Genomic DNA, 17,108 nt, shown 5'->3' with positions numbered 1-17,108 from the left:
GGTCATCAGGACACCGTGCTCCTCCAGCCACCATGCGGCGGAGCTCGTCGAGGCGACGGGGTCGGGACTTCGCACCGGACGAGGCCCGGCGCCGCGCGGCGGCCGCGTACGAGTGCCTGCGTGGCGTGCCACTCTGCCACTCGCGGAGCGCCCCGCCGGCGAACTCGTCGAGCTCTCCCGGCACCTGCCGCAGCGGCAACTGTGGCCGGCGCTACCCGGCGGGTATCGGCTGGGGGCCGGCCTCGCACGTGGTGTCACGCGCGGGGAGCGCGCCCCTGAGAAGGTAGTCGTCGACGATGCCGTCCACGCAGGCGTTGCCGCCCAGGTACTGGACGTGGTCACCGCCGCCGGCCGTGACCAGGCGCGAGCCGCGCAGGGCACGGTGGGCGCTCAGTGCGCCCTCGTAGTGCGTGGCCGGGTCGCGCAGGGAGTTGAGCATCAGGACGGGCGGGAGCCACTTGCCGGTGACCTTGACCCTCGGGGTCTTGGTGGCCGGCCAGTTGGCGCAGACCGCGGCGTACGAGAGTTCGCGGGCGCCGACGAGGGGGTACTTCGCGGCGTCCTGGGCGCTCTTCCTCACCCAGTGGCCGGTGTCGCGGTTCCACGGGGTGTCGGTGCACGTCACGGAGAAGAACTGGGCGAAGAAGTCCGCGCTGGGCGCCTGGCCGAAGGCGCCCTCGACAAGCTTGCGCTCCTCGGGGGTCGCGCGGTCCCAGTGGTCCAGGGCGGCGAGCGTCCGTCCCAGACCGGGAAAGTTCCTCGTGCCGTACATCGCCCCGACGGCGGCGCTGTCGAGCCAGTTGGGATCGACCGTCTTCCCTTCGCCGATGGGCAGCGGGCGGTCCCGCAGGGCGCCACGGAGCTTCTCCCACTTCGCCTGCACCTCGGCGGCGGTGTGCCCGAAGTGGTAGACGTCGTCCTTGGCGGCGAGCCAGGGCAGGAAGTCCTGTGCGAACCGTCGCTGGAAGCTCAGCGGCTGGCCGAGCATGAACTTCTCCCAGGTGCCGTCGAAGCCGATGTTGCTGTCGAGGACGACCCGTTCGACGCGCTGCGGGAACTCCGTCGCGTAGTAGGCGCCGATCATCGTGGCGTAGGAGGGACCGTAGTACGAGACCTTCCGTTCGCCGAGCAGCGAGCGGTAGAGGTCCATGTCACGGACGGTCTGATCGGTGGTGATGTAGTTCATCAGGTCGCCGCTGCGGTCGCGGCAGCTGTCCACGAACTTCCGGGCGTTGTCCAGGGTGCGCCGGATCGCGGCGGGCGAGCGGTCCCGGGAGTCGCCCGAGAAATAGTCCTGGAACTCCGCGTCGGTCTGACACCGCACATGGGTGCTGCGCCCGACGCCTCGCTGATCGAAGCCCACGATGTCGTAGACGGCGCTCACCTCGGGCGCGTTCTTGGCCAGGGTCGCGGGCCGGAGCAGCCCCTTGCCGCCCGGCCCGCCCGCCGCCATCATCAGCACCCCGCGCCGCCGTGCCGTCTCGCCCGCCTTCTGCCGGGACACGGCCACGGTCAGGTCCTCGCCCACCCCGGGGTGGTGCCAGTCGCGCGGAACGGCCATCGCAGCGCACTCCAGCGAGGCGCCGGGCTCGCAGGGCTTCCAGGCGAGTCTCTGCGTGGCGTAGCGGTCGGGGACGGGCTTGGGGGCAGCGGGCCTCGCGACAGCCGCGGTCACCGGCACCGCCGCGGCCGCGATCGCCGTCGCCACCGCGCCGGTCACGGCGGAGCGGGCCCACCGCGACTTCGTGAACTCGAACATCGATCCTCCTAGAGCGTTTTCCGGACTCCTCCAATGCTCCCGTCCACGAAGGTCACGGTCGATATCGCTGGTATCCGTGTGGGAGGTGGCACCAGCTATACCCCTACGGCGCACAAGGAGCTGCTACTTGGCCAAGGAGCGCTCCGGGCAGACCGCGGAGGGTCGGTTGGGGAGCGGGCTCGACTGCGTGAGGGCAGGTTCCAGAAGTGGCCGGGCCAAGGCGGACGGTGTGGGCCCGTACGTGCATGCGTACCGGCCTGCGGACTGCGGTCCCGGGCGGGGGCTGTGCGACGCGGGGCAGCCGTGGGGGCCGGGTACCGACGAACCCGATCGGGGGCCGCGACGAGCTGCTTCGACACCCCGCTGACCTGGGACAACTTCTCTTTTCGGACCAGAGTCATGCACAGAGCGCGGTGAACATCCCGAAGTCGTCGAAGTTCGGCAAGTAGGAGCGGGTTGCTGTGCTTCGACGTCCCGGGCTGTTGCCATGAGGTGGTCGCTTTCCTCCTTGGAGAAGGGAGTTCTCGCAGGATGCGGACCACAACTTTGGGCAGGAGCAGGCCGGTTGTCGGCCGGCTGGGGCTGGGAGCCATGGGCCTTTCGTACCGCTGCGCCCCGGCTCTGAGGCCGACCTCCACACCGAGAGCGGGCGCGGACTGCTCCTCGTCCGGCTACTGACCGCCGGCTCCGGCGGCGAACTCCCCTTGCTGGTCTGCGAGTTCGGCGAGTCCAGTGAGTCCGGCAAGTCCGTGCGGGTGCGCGTTCCCGTTGCCAGAGCCGCCGCGGCGGTGTCACGGGGCCGGCGTGTCGCGAAAAGCTGACGGCCAATCAATTACCAAGAAATTTGCCCGGTTTCCCCCTGCTGCTTCCTGATCGAGGTGCCGCCCCATGGAGCTCTCCCCTTCGGCGCATGCCGATTCCTTCTGCCGCGACCGGCTTCCCGACTTCTCCCTCTGGCCCGAACTCCATTTCGAGCTGGCCGAGTTGGACTACCCCGACCGGCTCAACTGTGCCCGCCGCCTGCTCGACGACGCCGTCGAGCGCTGGGGCCCCGACCGCCCCTGTCTCCTGACCCCGACCGAGCGCTGGACCTACGGCGAGCTCCAGCGGCGCGCCGACCAGGTCGCCCAGGTGCTCACCGAGGACCACGGCCTCAAGCCCGGCAACCGCGTCCTGCTGCGCGGCCCGAACAACCCCTGGCTCGTCGCCGCGTGGTTCGGCGTGCTCAAGGCCGGCGGCGTGGCCGTCACCACGATGCCGCTGCTGCGCTCCGCCGAACTCGCCGAACTGTGCGGGATCAGCCGCCCCACGATCGCCGTGTGCGACCACCGCTACGTCGCCGAACTCGAAGCGGCGGACCTCCCCGCACCACCCGGCGGACCGGGCCCCCAGAGCCTCCCGGTCATCCCGTACGGGGGCCCCGGCCCGGCCGACCTGACCGCCCGCTGCGCCACGAAGGAAGGCCGGTTCACCGCCGTGGACACGGCCGCCGACGACGTGGCGCTGATCGCCTTCACCTCCGGTACGACCGGGCGCCCCAAGGCGACCCTGCACTTCCACAGGGACGTCCTCGCCAACGCCGACACCTTCTCCCGGCACGTCCTCAAACCCCGCCCCGACGACGTCTTCGCCGGCACGCCGCCGCTCGCGTTCACTTTCGGTCTCGGCGGGCTCGTCGTCTTCCCCCTGCATGTCGGCGCCTCGACCCTGCTGATCGAGCAGGCTTCCCCGCAGCAGCTGGCCGACCTCGTCGCCGCGCACGGCGTGACTGTCCTGTTCACCGCCCCCACCACCTACCGCGCGATCATGGCCGCCGGGGCGGCCGGGCAGCTCTCGGGCCTGCGCCGCTGCGTGTCCGCCGGGGAACCCCTGCCCGCAGCCGTGTGGGAGGAGTTCCACGCCGCCACGGGGCTGCGCATCATCGACGGCATCGGCGCCACCGAGATGCTGCACGTCTTCATTTCCGCAGCCGACGAGGAGATCCGCCCCGGTTCCACGGGCCGGCCCGTTCCCGGATACCGCGCGGCCGTGGTCGACGACCGCGGCGACCCCGTACCCGACGGGCAGCCAGGACTGCTGGCCGTCACCGGACCCACCGGCTGCCGCTACCTCGCCGACCCGCGCCAGACGACGTACGTCAAGAACGGCTGGAACATCACCGGCGACACCTACATCCGCGACGCCGACGGCTACTTCTGGTACGTGGCCCGCAGCGACGACATGATCGTCTCCTCGGGCTACAACATCGCGGGCCCGGAGGTCGAACAGGCCCTCACCGCCCACCCGGACGTCGAGGAATGCGGGGTCGTCGGCGCCCCCGACGAGCGGCGCGGCACGATCGTGAAGGCGTACGTCGTCCTGCGCGAGGGCGTCCCGGCGGCCGAGGCCACCGTCCGCGCGCTCCAGGCGCACGTCAAGGCGGCCATCGCCCCGTACAAGTACCCGAGGGCCGTCGAGTTCGTCGCGCGACTCCCGAAGACCCCCACCGGCAAGCTCCAGCGCGCCGAACTGCGCCTGCGGGCCCAGGCGGAGGCCCTGGCCGAGGACACCCGCACGGACCGGGACGGCGAAGGCGGCGCGGCCGACGACAGCCGTACCGCAGCAGCCCCGGAGACCCAGGCCTCGGGAGCCCCGGAGGCACATGCCGTCCACCTGCCCAGTGTCACCGTCGAGCGCCGCGTGGAATGGTCCGACACCGACGCGGCCGGCCACTACCACCACTCCACCGTCGTCCGCTGGGTCGAGGCGGCCGAGGCCGTGCTGCTGCGACGCCTGGGCCTGTCCCACCTCTTCGGCAGCACGCCCCGCGTCCACTTCGAGGCCGACTACCGCGCCCGTCTCTGGTTCGGCGAGGCCGTCCGTACTCAGCTGCGCGTCACCAAGGTCGGCGCGAGCTCCCTGCACTACGCCTTCACGGTCCTCGGCAAGGAAGAGGCGGAGGCCGCCACCGGCCGCATGGTCATCGCCCACTCGGCGGCCACGGCCACCGGCACCACCCCCTGGCCCGCCGACGTCCGCGAGGTCCTCACCCAAGCGGGCCCGCAGGCCCCCGAGCTCATCACCGCAACCGCAGGAGGCATCCCGTGCGCGTAGCAGTCATCGGAGGAGGGCCCGGCGGCCTGTACTTCGCGGCCCTGGCCAAACAGCTCTCCCCGCACTGGGAAATCACCGTCTGGGAACGGGGAGCGCCCGACGACACCTCCGGCTTCGGGGTCGTCTTCTCCGACGAGACCCTCGACGGCATCGCCACCGCCGACCCCGAGGTCCACGCCGCGATGTCGGCGGAGTTCGCCCGCTGGAGCGACATCGACGTCCGCTACCGGGGCCGCACCCTCACCTCCGGCGGCCACGGCTTCGCCGCCCTCGGCCGCCGTAGCCTGCTGCGGATACTCCAGGACCGCTGCGCCGCCCTCGACGTGGACGTCCGCTACCGCACCCAGGCCCCGCAGGCAGGCCGGCTCGCCGCCGAGTACGACCTGGTGGTGGCCTGCGACGGAGTCCGGTCGGCCACCCGCGCCGCGTTCGCCGACACCTTCGGCCCCGACCTCGACGAACGCACCGGCCGCTACATGTGGCTCGCCACCGACAAGGTCTTCGAGGCCTTCACCTTCATCGTCGAGGAGCGGGACTTCGGCACCCTCCAGGTGCACGCCTACCCGTACGACGACACCCGCTCCACCTTCATCGTGGAACTGGACGAGGACGCCTGGCAGCGCGCCGGCTTCGCCGAATCGGCCGGCCGCGCGTACCCGCCCGGCGACAGCGACGAGGAAGGCATCCGCCGCTGCGAGGAGATCCTCGCCGGGCACCTCGACGGCCACCGGCTGCTGCCCAACAACTCCAAGTGGCTGCGCTTCACCACCGTGCGCAACCGCACCTGGCGCCACGAGAACGTGGTCCTGCTCGGAGACGCCGCCCACACCGCCCACTTCTCCATCGGCTCCGGCACCAAGCTGGCCATGGAGGACGCCCTCGCCCTCACCGCGTGCCTGCACGAGCGTCCGGGCGACGTCCCGGGCGCGCTCGCCGCGTACGAGGACGAGCGGCGGCCCGTCGTGGAGTCCACCCAGCGGGCCGCGCAGGCCAGCCTCGAATGGTTCGAGAACGTCGACCGCTACACCGGCCAGGAGCCGCACCAGTTCGCCTTCAACCTGCTGACCCGCAGCCGCCGCGTCACCTACGACAACCTGCGCGTACGCGACGAGTCCTTCACCACGGCCGTCAACACCACCGCACCCGTCCCACCGATGTTCCGCTCCCTGCACATCGGGGGACTGCGCCTGCGCAACCGCGTCGTCGTCCCGCCCACCGCCCTCGCCACGGCCCGCGACGGGATCCCGGGCGACTTCGACCTCGTCCACCTGAGCACCCAGGCCCTCGGCGGAGCCGCCCTGGTCATCGCCGGGATGACCGCCGTCGCCGACGGCGCCCGCCCCGATCCTGGCTGTCCGGGCCTGTGGAACCACGCACAGGAGACCGCCTGGCAGCGGATCGCCGAGTTCGTCCACGGCCAGAGCGACACCTGCCTCGGCATCCAGCTCACCCACGCCGGACGCCGCGCCGCCGGATCGCCGATCGCCGCCTCCGCCCTGCCCTGGGACGAGCACGCTGCCGAGCCCCGCGAGGCCACCCGCACCGACATGGACCAGGTGGTACGGGACTTCACGGCCGCCGCCCAACGCGCCGACCGGGCGGGGTTCGACGCTCTGGAACTCCAGTACGGGCACGGACACCTGATCTCCGGCTTCCTCTCGCCGCTGACCAACCTGCGCACCGACGCGTACGGCGGCGACCTCACCGGCCGGCTGCGCTTCCCCCTGGAAGTACTGCGCGCCGTACGGGAGGTGTGGCCCGCCGAGAAGGCGCTGCTGGTACGGATCTCCGCCGCCGACTGGGCCGAGGGCGGCCTGAGCGAGGCCGACGCCGTGGGCATCGCCCGCGCCCTCGCCGGGGCGGGCGCCGACGCCCTCGACGTCTCCACCGGGGAGGTCGTCGCCCACGAACAGCCCCGCTACGGCCGCAGCTACCAGACCCCGTACGCCGACCTGATCCGCAACGCCACCGGGGTCCCGACCATCGCCGTCGGCGCCATCTCCACGTACGACGACGTCAACTCGATCATCCTGGCGGGCCGCGCCGACCTGTGCGGCGTGGGCCGCGCCCAGCTCCACGACCCGCTGTGGACCCTGCACGCGGCTGCCGCCCAGGGCTACCGCGGCCCGGCCGCGCCCTGGGCGCCGTCGTGGCGGGCCGGAAGCGTTCGACCGCCTGCCGCCCGCACCGACCGGGTGCCGCCGCGTCTGGAACTCCTGCGGCAGCCCGCCGCGCCCGTGTACCGGCGCTGGCTGCCGCGCGTCGCCGCCACGTCCCACGCCGGCTGAACGGGAACCCCCTCGTGAAGCCCCCGCCCCTGCCTGTGGCCTTCACCGTGCCACCCACCGGACCCCTGACCGCCACCCCCGAGGAGAACGCATGACCATCGAGCAGGACGACACCGCGCTGGGCCGCGCCCGGGTCTCCGACACCCCCGAACTCACCGCCTACTACGGCGAACTCGAAGCCCTGGACGCCGGCGCCCTGTGGACCGTCGCCAACGACATCGAGCCCTGGTACCCCCAGCCCAAGTCCGTTCCCGCCCTGTGGCGTTACGAGGAACTGAGGCCCCTCGTCCACAAGGCCCTCGGCCTCGTCGATGCCGACGACGCCGGCCGCCGCGTCGTCATGCTCGTCAACCCGGGGCGCAAGGACGTCAGCGCCGCCGCCGGACTCCTCTACACCGGCCTCCAGATCATGGGTCCCGGCGAGGCCATGACCGCCCACCGGCACCAGGCCGCCGCCCTGCGCTTCGTCCTTGAGGGCACCGGCGCCTGGACGATCGTCGACGGCCAGAAGCTCAAGGTCGGCCCCCGCGACTTCGCCATCACCCCGAACGGCACCTGGCACGAACACGGCAACGACGGGACCGACGCCCCGGTGATCTGGCAGGACGGCCTCGACATCCCGCTCGTCAACGCCCTCGACGCAGGGTTCTACGAGGTCCACCCCGACCTCCACCAGACCCCCGGCAAGGTGGTCAACTCCTCCGTCCTCACCTACTCCGCCGCCCTGCTCCCCTACGGCTCGGAGAAGTGGACCCGGCCCTACTCCCCGCTGCTCGCCTACCCGTGGGAGCAGACGTACGAGGCCCTGCGCGGCCTCGCCCGCGCCAGCGAGGGCTCCCCGTACGACGGAGTCATCGCGGAGTACACCAACCCGCTGACCGGCGGCCCGGTGATGCCGACCATGGGCGCCCACATGCAGCTGCTTCGCCCCGGACAGGCCACCGCTGCCCACCGGCACACCGGCTCGGTGATCTACACAGTCGCCAAGGGCCGGGGCGCCTCGGTGATCGCCGGACGGCGCTTCGAATGGACGGAAGGGGACATCTTCTGCGTCCCCTCCTGGGCCTGGCACGAGCACCACAACCTCGACCTCTCCGAGGACGCCTGCCTGTTCTCCTTCAACGACTTCCCCGTCATGCGCTCGCTCGGCTTCCACCGCGAAGAGGCGTACCCCGACCACGGCGGCCACCAGCCCGTCGCCGCCACCGCCTGACCCACGAGGAGCCCCCATGCGTCTGCTGACCTTCACCGCCGCCCCCGCCGCCCCCGCCGCCCCCGCCGGATCCGCCGCCCCCGCCGGATCCGAGCCGCGCCTGGGCGCGGAGACCGACGGACACGTCGTCGACCTCACCGCCCTCGCCGAACACGCCGGCGTCCCGCTCCCGCACGACCTGCTCGGCCTCGTCCAGGCCGGTCCCGCCGCTCTGGCCGCCGCCCGCCGACTGCTCGAAGGCGACCGCCCCGCCCACGCCGTCCACCGCACCGAGGACGTCCGCCTCGCCGCGCCCCTGCGCCCCGGCAAGATCATCGGAGTCGGGCTCAACTACGTCGAGCACGTCGAGGAGTCCAGCCGCAGCCTCGACACCCACAAGGAACTCCCGCCCCGCCCCGTGCTGTTCAGCAAGCCCGCCACCGCGGTCACCGGCCCCGGCGCACCCGTCCTGCACAACGCCGACCTCACCACCCAGCTGGACTGGGAGTGCGAACTCGCCGTCGTCATCGGCCGCACCGCGTACCGGGTGAGCGAGGAGGACGCGTACGCGCACGTCTTCGGCTTCAGCATCGTCAACGACATCAGCGCCCGCGACCAGCGACGCTCCGGCCAGTGGTTCTTCTCCAAGGGGCAGGACTCCTACGCACCCTTCGGGCCGGTCGTCGTCACCGCCGACGAGATCCCCGACCCGATGGACCTCGACCTCTCGCTGCGCGTCAACGGGGTCACCAAGCAGAAGTCCAACACCCGGCACATGCTCTTCCCCATCGCCCGCCTGATCGCCGACATCAGCTCCGGCATGACCCTGGAACCCGGCGACGTCATCGCGACGGGTTCGCCCTCCGGCGTCGGAGCCGGCATGGTCCCGCCCGAGTTCCTCGTGCCCGGCGACACCGTGGAGGCCACGGTCGAACTGATCGGCACCCTCACCAACCCCGTCGTCGACGCCCGCTGAACCCCGCAGCCCGAGAACGGCGGAACGAACACCGGACGGGCGGGCTGTTGCATGCCCAGTACATCCTCATGGGGGATGACCCCCATGAGGATCACCCTTCCCCTCGGTTGTCGTGCCCACCACCAAGGTCGATCTGTGGTCCCGGCTCCACGAGGCTCTTCTCGCCCGGCTCAGCAGCGAGGATGCCCGCACTTCTCCCGGGCTGTGGTCGCCGCGGCTCCCGCACCCGGGCCTCAGGGCGCCAGCACGTCCAGTTCCTCCAGTGCGCCGATGGTGATCTCGCGGGTCAGTTCCTCGGCCCGTACGGCGTCCCGCTCCCTCACCGCTTCGGCGACCTTGACGTGCAGGGTGACCGCCGCCGGGTCGGGCTCCTCGAACATCACCTGATGGTGGGTGCGGCCGGTGAGCACCTCGGCGACCACGTCGCCGAGACGGGCGAACATCTCGTTGCCGGATGCCCTGAGGATCGTCCGGTGGAACTCGATGTCGTGCAGGAGATAGCCCTCCAGCCGCTGACCACGGGAGTTGGCGACCATGCCGATGGCGCACTCGGTGAGGGCCGCACACTGCTCGGCGGTGGCGTTGCGGGCGGCGAGGCCCGCGGCTGTGGGCTCGACTGCAGAGCGCAGCACAGTGAGGGAACGCAGCTGGCGGGGCCGGTCGGCGCCGGCCAGGCGCCAGCGGATGACCTGCGGGTCGTAGACGTTCCACTCCTCGGCGGGCAGCACGGTCACGCCGACACGGCGCCGTGACTCCACCAGGTGCATGGACTCCAGAACCCGCACCGCTTCGCGCATGACGGAACGGGACACCTCGAACTCCTGGGACAGCTCGTCCGTCCGCAGGACACTCCCCGGCAGGTACTCGCCTCCGGTGATGGCGGGCCCGAGGCTTTCCAGTACGCGAGCGTGCAGCCCTCGGGTCTGTGGAGTCATGGCGTAAGCCTACGAGGCACCCCCGGCCGCAATAAGTCTGACTTTTAAGTCACAGACTCTTGAATTCTTCTGACCTAATGGGTTTCAGTGGCGTGACGCACGACCGGCCGCCGTGCGAGATGTCAATGAAGACAGCGAGGCAGCAATGCACACCCCCCACGTCGTCGTAGTCATGGGCGTGGCAGGAACCGGCAAGACCACGATCGGCCCCCTGCTCGCAGCACAGCTCGGCGTTCCCTATGCCGAGGGCGACGACTTCCACCCCCAGGCGAACATCGCCAAAATGTCGGCGGGCACCCCGCTGACCGACGACGACCGGTGGCCGTGGCTCGACGCCATCGGCTCCTGGGCCCACGGCAGAGCCGGACTCGGTGGCGTCGCCAGCAGCTCGGCGCTGAAGCGGAGCTACCGCGACCGGCTTCGGTCCGCCGCTCCGGGCATCGTCTTCGTCCATCTGACCGGCTCGCGCGAGCTGATCGAGGGACGGATGTCGCAGCGCCAGGGGCACTTCATGCCGACCGCGCTGCTCGACTCGCAGTTCGCCACGCTCCAGCCGCTCGGCCCGGACGAGGCGGGCGTCGACGTCGACGTCGCAGGCAGCCCCGAGGACATCACCGAGCGGGCCGTCGCGGCTCTGCGCGCCCTCGGCCCGGCGGCGGACGGCAGCGCTCAGCCCCCGCAGCCGTCGCAGTGACCCCCGCGCCGCCCCGCAGGCGGCGCACCCCCGACGCGTACGCGCACTACCACGCGGACGCGTCCCCACCCCCGTAACCACCTCTCCTGCAAGGGAAACACCGTGACTAGTCTCAACGTCGAGACGCTGGCAGCGGGCGCCGTAGAGCCGATCACCTCGGCGGGCCACGCCCAGCTCGGGATTGCCGTCCTGGCAGGCATCGCCGTCATCGTCCTGCTCATCACGAAGTTCAAGGTGCACGCGTTCCTGGCACTGACCATCGGGTCGCTCGCGCTCGGCGCCTTCGCGGGCGCCCCGCTCGACAAGGCCATCACCAGCTTCACCGCCGGGCTCGGCTCGACGGTCGCGGGCGTCGGTGTACTGATCGCACTCGGCGCGATCCTCGGCAAACTCCTCGCGGATTCCGGAGGCGCCGACCAGATCGTCGATACGATCCTGGCCAAGGCGGGCGGGCGGTCCATGCCCTGGGCGATGGTGCTGATCGCCAGCGTCATCGGGCTGCCGCTGTTCTTCGAGGTCGGCATCGTGCTGCTGATCCCGGTCGTGCTGATGGTCGCCAAGCGCGGCAACTACTCGCTGATGCGCATCGGCATCCCCGCCCTCGCCGGTCTCTCCGTGATGCACGGCCTGATCCCGCCGCACCCCGGCCCGCTCGTCGCCATCGACGCGGTCGGCGCCAACCTCGGCGTCACACTCGCTCTCGGCGTGCTCGTCGCGATCCCGACCGTGATCATCGCCGGCCCACTGTTCTCCAAGGTCGCGGCCCGCTGGGTGGACATCCCGGTACCCGAGACGATGGTGCCGCGGCGCCCGTCCGAGGAACTGGACGAATCCACCGGTGAGCCGGGCAAGACAGCCACCAGGCTCCCCAGCTTCGGCGCAACCATCGCCACCGTGCTCCTTCCCGTGGTCCTGATGCTGGCGAAGGCCCTCGTCGACATCGTCGTGGACAACCCCGACCACACAGTGCAGCGCGTCTTCGACGTCATCGGCTCGCCGCTGATCGCCCTGCTCGCCGCCGTCATCGTCGGCATGTTCACGCTGGGCCGCGCCGCCGGATTCTCCAAGGGCAAGATCACCTCAACCGTCGAGAAGTCGCTCGCCCCGATCGCGGGGATCCTCCTGATCGTCGGCGCGGGAGGCGGCTTCAAGCAGACCCTCATCGACTCCGGTGTCGGCCAGATGGTCCTGCAGATCTCCGAGGACTGGTCGATCCCCGCCCTCCTGCTCGCCTGGCTGATCGCCGTCGTCATCCGCCTGGCCACCGGCTCGGCCACTGTCGCGACGGTATCCGCCGCCGGCCTGGTCGCGCCGCTCGCAGCCAACATGTCGACCACACACGCCGCCCTGCTCGTCCTCGCGATCGGCGCCGGCTCGCTCTTCTTCAGCCATGTCAATGACGCGGGCTTCTGGCTGGTCAAGGAGTACTTCGGCATGAACGTCGGCCAGACCATCAAGACCTGGTCGGTCATGGAGACCATCATCTCGGTCGTCGCAGGCGCACTTGTCCTGCTGCTCTCACTGGTGCTCTAAAGTCCCGTAGCCGATCCCCTCCTCGATCAGCGCCGCCCGCTGCTGATCCGACATCCACGCGAACACCTTGCTCACCGCGCGGACGGCGTCGTACCACCCCCGCTGGTAGTACTTCGCCTTCCCCACGGGGCTTGGGTCGTCCGTCGTCGACGGTGGTGCGCGAGGTGATGCGTAATAACGGTCCATCTGCTTACCGTGCCGACGTTGCTCACCGTGCGGAGGGGTACCGTGCCCGCCGGCGTGGCCAGCCTGCTGCACCTGTTGTTCCTGAGCGGGGGTCGTCGTCACTGTCTTAGGGGTTCTGGCACAGATCTTGGGGAGCCATCGAGGAGCGTCCCCCTGTGTTCGATTGCGAGAGGAAGGCAACTTGCACACCGCGTACGCCTTGTCGTCTGGCGACTAAAATATTGACGCTCCGTCAGGTCTTGAACAAGTTCGTCGAGGCGAGCCGCAATCGGTGACGGTACTGGTCATGCAGACCGATGCATCGTTCTGGGACACGCTGGTGTTCGACGGGATCGACAACGTAGACGTCGAGGCGGTGACCGCCGCGTTCGGCACGGTCGATGTGGTGGCGAGAAGCCGCGCGGATGGGGCGAACTGCCCGGACTGCGGCGGGTTCTCCGCCCGGGTGCATGACTGCTATCAGCGCAGGCTGAAGGACCTCCCGCTTGGGGGACAGACTGTCGTGATCCTGTTGACGGTCCGGCGCTTCATCTGCGACGCGTCGCCCTGTCAGCGCCGTACGTTCGCCGAACCCTTCACCCAGTTGACCGCCCCGTACGCGCGGTTCACGACCCGGATGAACCAGGCTCTGGAACAGATTGGGCTCGCTCTTGCTGGCCGGGCCGGTTCCCGACTGTCCGGCAAGTTGGGCCTGGAGGCGAGCCGGATGACGATGCTGCGCCGAGTCATGGCTTTGCCTGATCCGCAGTTCAGCACGCCGCGGGTTCTGGGTGAGGACGACTTCGCGATCCGCCGGGGCCAGACGTACTCAACGGTCTTGACCTGCGAGGAATCCCACCATCTGGTCGATGTGCTCCCGACACGCGAAGCGGGGCCGCTGGCCTCGTGGCTAACCGGTCACCCAGGCGTGGAGATCATCTGCCGTGACCGGGCGGGCGCCTACGCCGAGGATGCCCGGCGCGGCGCACCCGATGCCCTCCAAGTCGCAGACAGGTTCCATTTGTGGCAAGCCCTCGGCCGGGCCGTGGAGACCTGCGTCGCCGCCCACCGCGCGTGCCTGCGCACACCGGCACCAGCCAGTCCATCGAACACCGATACGCCACCAGACGGCCCCGGACTTGCCAGCCCGGAGCCTGTCGGCCGACGAGCCCAGCGCAAGAAGGCCGCGCACGCTCTGGCCCACGAACTGCTCGCGCAAGGACACTCACGCCGGGCGATCGCCCGCCACGTGGGCTGGGGCCTCAACACCGTGTTGCGATACGCGCAGGCAGCGCACTGGCAGGAGACCTTCCGTGAAATGCGGCCCCGGCCCAGCAAGCTGGACCCCTACAAGCCGTACCTGGAGCAGCGGTTCGCCGCGGGAAGTACAAGCGTCACCCACCTCCACCAAGAGCTCCTCACCGAGAACGCCCCTGTCACCTACCAGATGGTCCGCGCCTACGTGGCCACCCTGCGTGCAGCTCCACCGGACGCGCCGCCTCGGCCGCCGACGGTGCGGCTGGTGACCGGCTGGCTCACCCCGCCACCCCTAACGAGGAAGAACGCGCCGCGCTGAAGGACGTCCTGGCCCGTTGTCCCAAACTCCATACTGCCGCCGAGCATGTCCGCAGCTTCGGTGAGATCCTCACCAACCGCCTCGGGCTCTGGCCCCAGGTTTTGTGGTGCATGCACGCCGAGTAACAGCTGAGGTCGTGTGGGTAGCTCGGTAAGTTGCCTGAAAACGAGCGGTGACCTGTGCGGTGTGGCTGACAGTTCGGGGCCGTGGATGAACTCGTGCTCCAGGTGAAGGAGCTGTTGCTGCCGTCCGTCGGCGACGTCATCGTGCTGTCGGTGGCCGTGAACATCGCGATAGTGCGCGTTGACGTGCGTTGCACTGCGGCGGGTGCCGTGTGTCCGGGGTGCGGGACGTGGTCGAGCCGTGTTCACGGCTCCTACCTGCGGTTTCCTGCTGATGTTCCCAGCGCCGGGCGAAGTGTCTTACTACGGTTAAGAGTCCGCCGGTTCACCTGCCAGGAGGCCGCGTGCAAGCGGCGGACCTTCGTGGAGCAGGTTGCCGGGCCGACGCGTCGGCCCGGTCAGCGCACCGAGCGGCTGCGGTCCGTGCTGGCCGCGGTCGGTCTGGCGCACGCGGGCCGGGCGGGTGCTCACCTGACCGGTGTCCTCGGGGTGCCGGTCAGTCGCAGCACGGTGTTGCGGCTGGTCGACGCGCTGCCCGAGCAGGACGTTCCGGCGCCGCGAGTGGTCGGTGTCGATGAGTACGACACCCTCAAGGGCCGCCACTACGGCACCGTCCTCGTGGACGTCGAGACTCATCGTCCCGTCGATCTGTTGCCTGACCGGGAGGCGACGAGCCTGGCCGCGTGGCTGGCTCAGCGGCCTGGAATCGAGGTCGTCTGCCGGGACCGGGTGCCGTTCTTCGCCGAGGGCGCCAGCGCCGGGGCACCCCAGGCCGTCCAGGTCGCCGACCGCTGGCACTTGTGGCACAACCTCAGCGAAGCCGCGGAGCGAAGCGTCGCCCAGCACCGCCGCTGCCTGCGAGTTCTTGTCCCAGAAGCGCCCGAGGACGAGGCGGGACCCGGTCCGGAGGAGGAGTCGGCAGACTCGTCCTGGCCGACTGGTCACCGCTTCGCCGACCGGACCCGGGCCCGGTACGCCACCATCCATGCCCTGCTGGAAGCTGGCCGCAGCCGCCGTTCGATCCAGCGTCAGCTCGGTATGACCTGGCGAACCGTCCAACGCTTCGCTGACGCTGCGACGCCGGAGGAGCTGTTCACCGGACAGTGGCAGAACCGGTCCTCCGTCCTCGACGAGTACAAGACCTACCTTGATGAGCGCTGGAACAAGGGCTGCACCAACGCCTGGAAGCTCTGGGAGGAGATCGTCCCCCTCGGCTACAAAGGCAGCTACCAGCGCGTTCGCGCCTACCTACGCAAGAAGCGCACCTCGCCACGACCCGTGACCGCGCGCCCGCCCTCGCCCCGAACCGTCGCCGGATGGGTTCTGCGACGCCCGGAATCCCTCACCGAAACCGAACAGCTCCAGCTCAAGAACGTCCGGGCCAACTGCCCCGAAATCGAGGCCCTCACCCGGCACGTCCGCTCCTTCGCGATCATGCTCACCGAGCGCCAGGGCCAGCACCTGCCGGACTGGCTCGACGCAGTCAGACAAGACGACCTTCCCAGCCTCCACACCCTCGCCAACGGCATCGACCGCGACCGCGACGCCGTCACCGCCGGCCTCACACTGCCCTGGAGCTCAGGCGTCGTAGAAGGCCATGCCAACCGGATCAAAATGCTCAAGCGGCAGATGTTCGGCCGCGCCGGCTTCAAGCTGCTGCGCAAGCGGGTACTACTCGCCTGACCCGACGAAGTAGGTTCCGCTACTTCAGGAGCCGGAAGCCGGGTTGTTGGACCCAAGCTCTGAGAAATTCCGCCGAGCCGTACGCGGCATGCCATGGATCGGTCATAGTTGCGACGATGCCCGGAAGGCCGGCGACGATCGGCACTTGATCTTCCAGCAGTTCGGCGTTGGCGACGCCGCCGATCACGTCCATGACGGCAGCTGTCAGCAAGGCTGTGACGACGTGGTCCACTGGGCGGTTGCAGAACGCGATGACATCGACAGCGTAGGTCGGGGTGAGGCCGATGAGGGGTTCCTGGTCGACTTCGTCAGCGTGCTCGGCCTCGAAGATGGCCTCGTCGCCGATACCGGGCCCCATGAGAGAGACCAGCACGGGCCGACACCCGTCGACACCCCCGGTCTCCGTGATGCCGAGGCTCTCCGCGTGGATGTTCAGGTCGTACTCGCCGAGCCGCTTCTCCTCAAAACGGGTCGAGGAACGACCCAGAAACTCGTGGAGTCGTTGAATTGCGGCTTGGGGGACCGCCTCCGCCAACTCAATCACCAACACCGGGCCGCTCATGCCTCGGAGCCTAGACAGCTAGGACGGCCATCCCAAACCGATTACTCAGCGTGCTCGGTCCGCAAAAGCTGTGCCAGAGCCTATGCCGTATTCATGGGAACGGGGCAGCGTGCCGGTGATTTTCACCGGGCCGGGGAGCAAAGGCGCCTGACGGCGGGCCAGTTATTCGAACAGGGCGGCCGGTCGGATGCGGAGATCGCGCGCCTCCTGGGAGTGAGTGTGCAGACGGTGCACAACTGGCACCACGCCTGGAGCGAGGGCGGCCCGAAGGCCCTGCTCGGGCACGGCATCGCCGGCGCGCAATGCGCCCTGGACGACACTCGGCGTCAGGAACTGAGGGAACTGCTGCGGCGTGGCGCCAAGGACTACGGCTTCGCGACCGACGGGTGGACCCTGGCACGGGTCCGCCGCGTGATCATCGAACAGTTCTCGGTGGTCTACGGCTCACTGTCGGTGGTCAGCCGACTGCTGCACCGGATGGGCTTCGCCCCGCAGTAACCCGCCCGCCAGGCCACCGATCATGATGTGGA

12 protein-coding genes and 2 pseudogenes are annotated in these 17,108 nt (G+C 70.0%); 11 read left to right on the top strand and 3 right to left on the bottom strand.

From position 1 onward, the window contains the following. Window positions 1-211: 211 nt before the first annotated feature. A complete protein-coding gene (locus tag AB0D18_RS32390) occupies window positions 212-1,759 on the bottom strand; it encodes an alpha/beta hydrolase (protein ID WP_362426685.1) in 1,548 nt (515 codons plus the stop codon). Window positions 1,760-2,647: 888 nt separating this feature from the next. Here AB0D18_RS32390 and AB0D18_RS32385 point away from each other — a divergent pair. From AB0D18_RS32385 to AB0D18_RS32365, 5 genes and pseudogenes are all read left to right on the top strand, one after another. Beyond that, a pseudogene (locus tag AB0D18_RS32385) lies at window positions 2,648-4,282 on the top strand (AMP-binding protein); the annotation flags it as partial. Between the two features lie 156 nt (window positions 4,283-4,438). Next, on the top strand, window positions 4,439-4,852 hold the full coding sequence (locus tag AB0D18_RS32380) for a thioesterase family protein (RefSeq protein ID WP_362426916.1): 414 nt from the start codon (window positions 4,439-4,441) through the stop codon (window positions 4,850-4,852). After that, a complete protein-coding gene (locus tag AB0D18_RS32375) occupies window positions 4,843-7,140 on the top strand; it encodes an FAD-dependent monooxygenase (RefSeq protein WP_362426683.1) in 2,298 nt (765 codons plus the stop codon). Before AB0D18_RS32380 ends, AB0D18_RS32375 begins: the two co-directional genes overlap by 10 nt. 91 nt (window positions 7,141-7,231) lie before the next feature. Then, the gene (locus AB0D18_RS32370; protein ID WP_362426680.1) at window positions 7,232-8,353 is read left to right on the top strand and encodes a cupin domain-containing protein; all 1,122 of its coding nucleotides are present in this window, start codon (window positions 7,232-7,234) and stop codon (window positions 8,351-8,353) included. A gap of 16 nt (window positions 8,354-8,369) precedes the next feature. Next, complete coding sequence (locus AB0D18_RS32365) at window positions 8,370-9,308, top strand: fumarylacetoacetate hydrolase family protein (protein WP_362426677.1); 939 nt, start codon at window positions 8,370-8,372, stop codon at window positions 9,306-9,308. Between the two features lie 233 nt (window positions 9,309-9,541). Here AB0D18_RS32365 and AB0D18_RS32360 read toward each other — a convergent pair whose 3' ends face one another. Beyond that, window positions 9,542-10,243, bottom strand: a complete 702-nt coding sequence (locus AB0D18_RS32360; protein WP_362426674.1) for a FadR/GntR family transcriptional regulator — start codon at window positions 10,241-10,243, stop codon at window positions 9,542-9,544. Window positions 10,244-10,388: 145 nt separating this feature from the next. On the opposite strand from AB0D18_RS32360, the gene AB0D18_RS32355 reads away from it, so the two are divergent. The 5 genes and pseudogenes from AB0D18_RS32355 (at window position 10,389) to AB0D18_RS32335 (ending at window position 16,016) form a co-directional block, all read left to right on the top strand. Then, window positions 10,389-10,937 carry a gluconokinase gene (locus AB0D18_RS32355; protein ID WP_362426671.1) on the top strand — a complete coding sequence of 183 codons (549 nt, stop codon included), beginning with the start codon at window positions 10,389-10,391 and terminating at the stop codon, window positions 10,935-10,937. Window positions 10,938-11,039: 102 nt separating this feature from the next. Next, complete coding sequence (locus AB0D18_RS32350) at window positions 11,040-12,470, top strand: gluconate:H+ symporter (RefSeq protein ID WP_362426668.1); 1,431 nt, start codon at window positions 11,040-11,042, stop codon at window positions 12,468-12,470. A 125-nt stretch (window positions 12,471-12,595) separates the two neighbouring features. Further along, window positions 12,596-12,730: pseudogene (locus AB0D18_RS32345) on the top strand (MarR family transcriptional regulator); the annotation flags it as partial. 212 nt (window positions 12,731-12,942) lie between these two features. After that, window positions 12,943-14,211 carry an ISL3 family transposase gene (locus tag AB0D18_RS32340; RefSeq protein ID WP_362426665.1) on the top strand — a complete coding sequence of 423 codons (1,269 nt, stop codon included), beginning with the start codon at window positions 12,943-12,945 and terminating at the stop codon, window positions 14,209-14,211. Window positions 14,212-14,417: 206 nt separating this feature from the next. After that, a complete protein-coding gene (locus AB0D18_RS32335) occupies window positions 14,418-16,016 on the top strand; it encodes an ISL3 family transposase (protein ID WP_362426662.1) in 1,599 nt (532 codons plus the stop codon). A gap of 19 nt (window positions 16,017-16,035) precedes the next feature. On the opposite strand, the gene AB0D18_RS32330 is transcribed toward AB0D18_RS32335, so the two are convergent. Beyond that, entirely contained in the window at window positions 16,036-16,578 is a 543-nt protein-coding gene (locus tag AB0D18_RS32330; protein ID WP_362426659.1) for a DUF6368 family protein, read from the bottom strand. A 93-nt stretch (window positions 16,579-16,671) separates the two neighbouring features. On the opposite strand from AB0D18_RS32330, the gene AB0D18_RS32325 reads away from it, so the two are divergent. Continuing rightward, window positions 16,672-17,076, top strand: a complete 405-nt coding sequence (locus AB0D18_RS32325) for a helix-turn-helix domain-containing protein (RefSeq protein WP_362426656.1) — start codon at window positions 16,672-16,674, stop codon at window positions 17,074-17,076. Window positions 17,077-17,108: the final 32 nt, after the last annotated feature.

The organism is Streptomyces sp. NPDC048442, assembly GCF_040651475.1.
In the GTDB taxonomy this organism is placed as follows: Bacteria; Actinomycetota; Actinomycetes; order Streptomycetales; family Streptomycetaceae; genus Streptomyces.
This window is presented reverse-complemented; position numbering and strand designations above follow the sequence as displayed.

Excerpts from the sequence above, each read along its gene's own strand:
- AB0D18_RS32390 (WP_362426685.1), bottom strand. The coding sequence starts at position 1,759 with ATGTTCGAGTTCACGAAGTCGCGGTGGGCCCGCTCCGCCGTGACCGGC.
- AB0D18_RS32370 (WP_362426680.1), top strand. The coding sequence starts at position 7,232 with ATGACCATCGAGCAGGACGACACCGCGCTGGGCCGCGCCCGGGTCTCC.
- AB0D18_RS32340 (WP_362426665.1), top strand. The coding sequence starts at position 12,943 with ATGCAGACCGATGCATCGTTCTGGGACACGCTGGTGTTCGACGGGATC.
- AB0D18_RS32360 (WP_362426674.1), bottom strand. The coding sequence starts at position 10,243 with ATGACTCCACAGACCCGAGGGCTGCACGCTCGCGTACTGGAAAGCCTC.
- AB0D18_RS32330 (WP_362426659.1), bottom strand. The coding sequence starts at position 16,578 with ATGAGCGGCCCGGTGTTGGTGATTGAGTTGGCGGAGGCGGTCCCCCAA.
- AB0D18_RS32355 (WP_362426671.1), top strand. The coding sequence starts at position 10,389 with ATGCACACCCCCCACGTCGTCGTAGTCATGGGCGTGGCAGGAACCGGC.
- AB0D18_RS32365 (WP_362426677.1), top strand. The coding sequence starts at position 8,370 with ATGCGTCTGCTGACCTTCACCGCCGCCCCCGCCGCCCCCGCCGCCCCC.
- AB0D18_RS32325 (WP_362426656.1), top strand. The coding sequence starts at position 16,672 with ATGGGAACGGGGCAGCGTGCCGGTGATTTTCACCGGGCCGGGGAGCAA.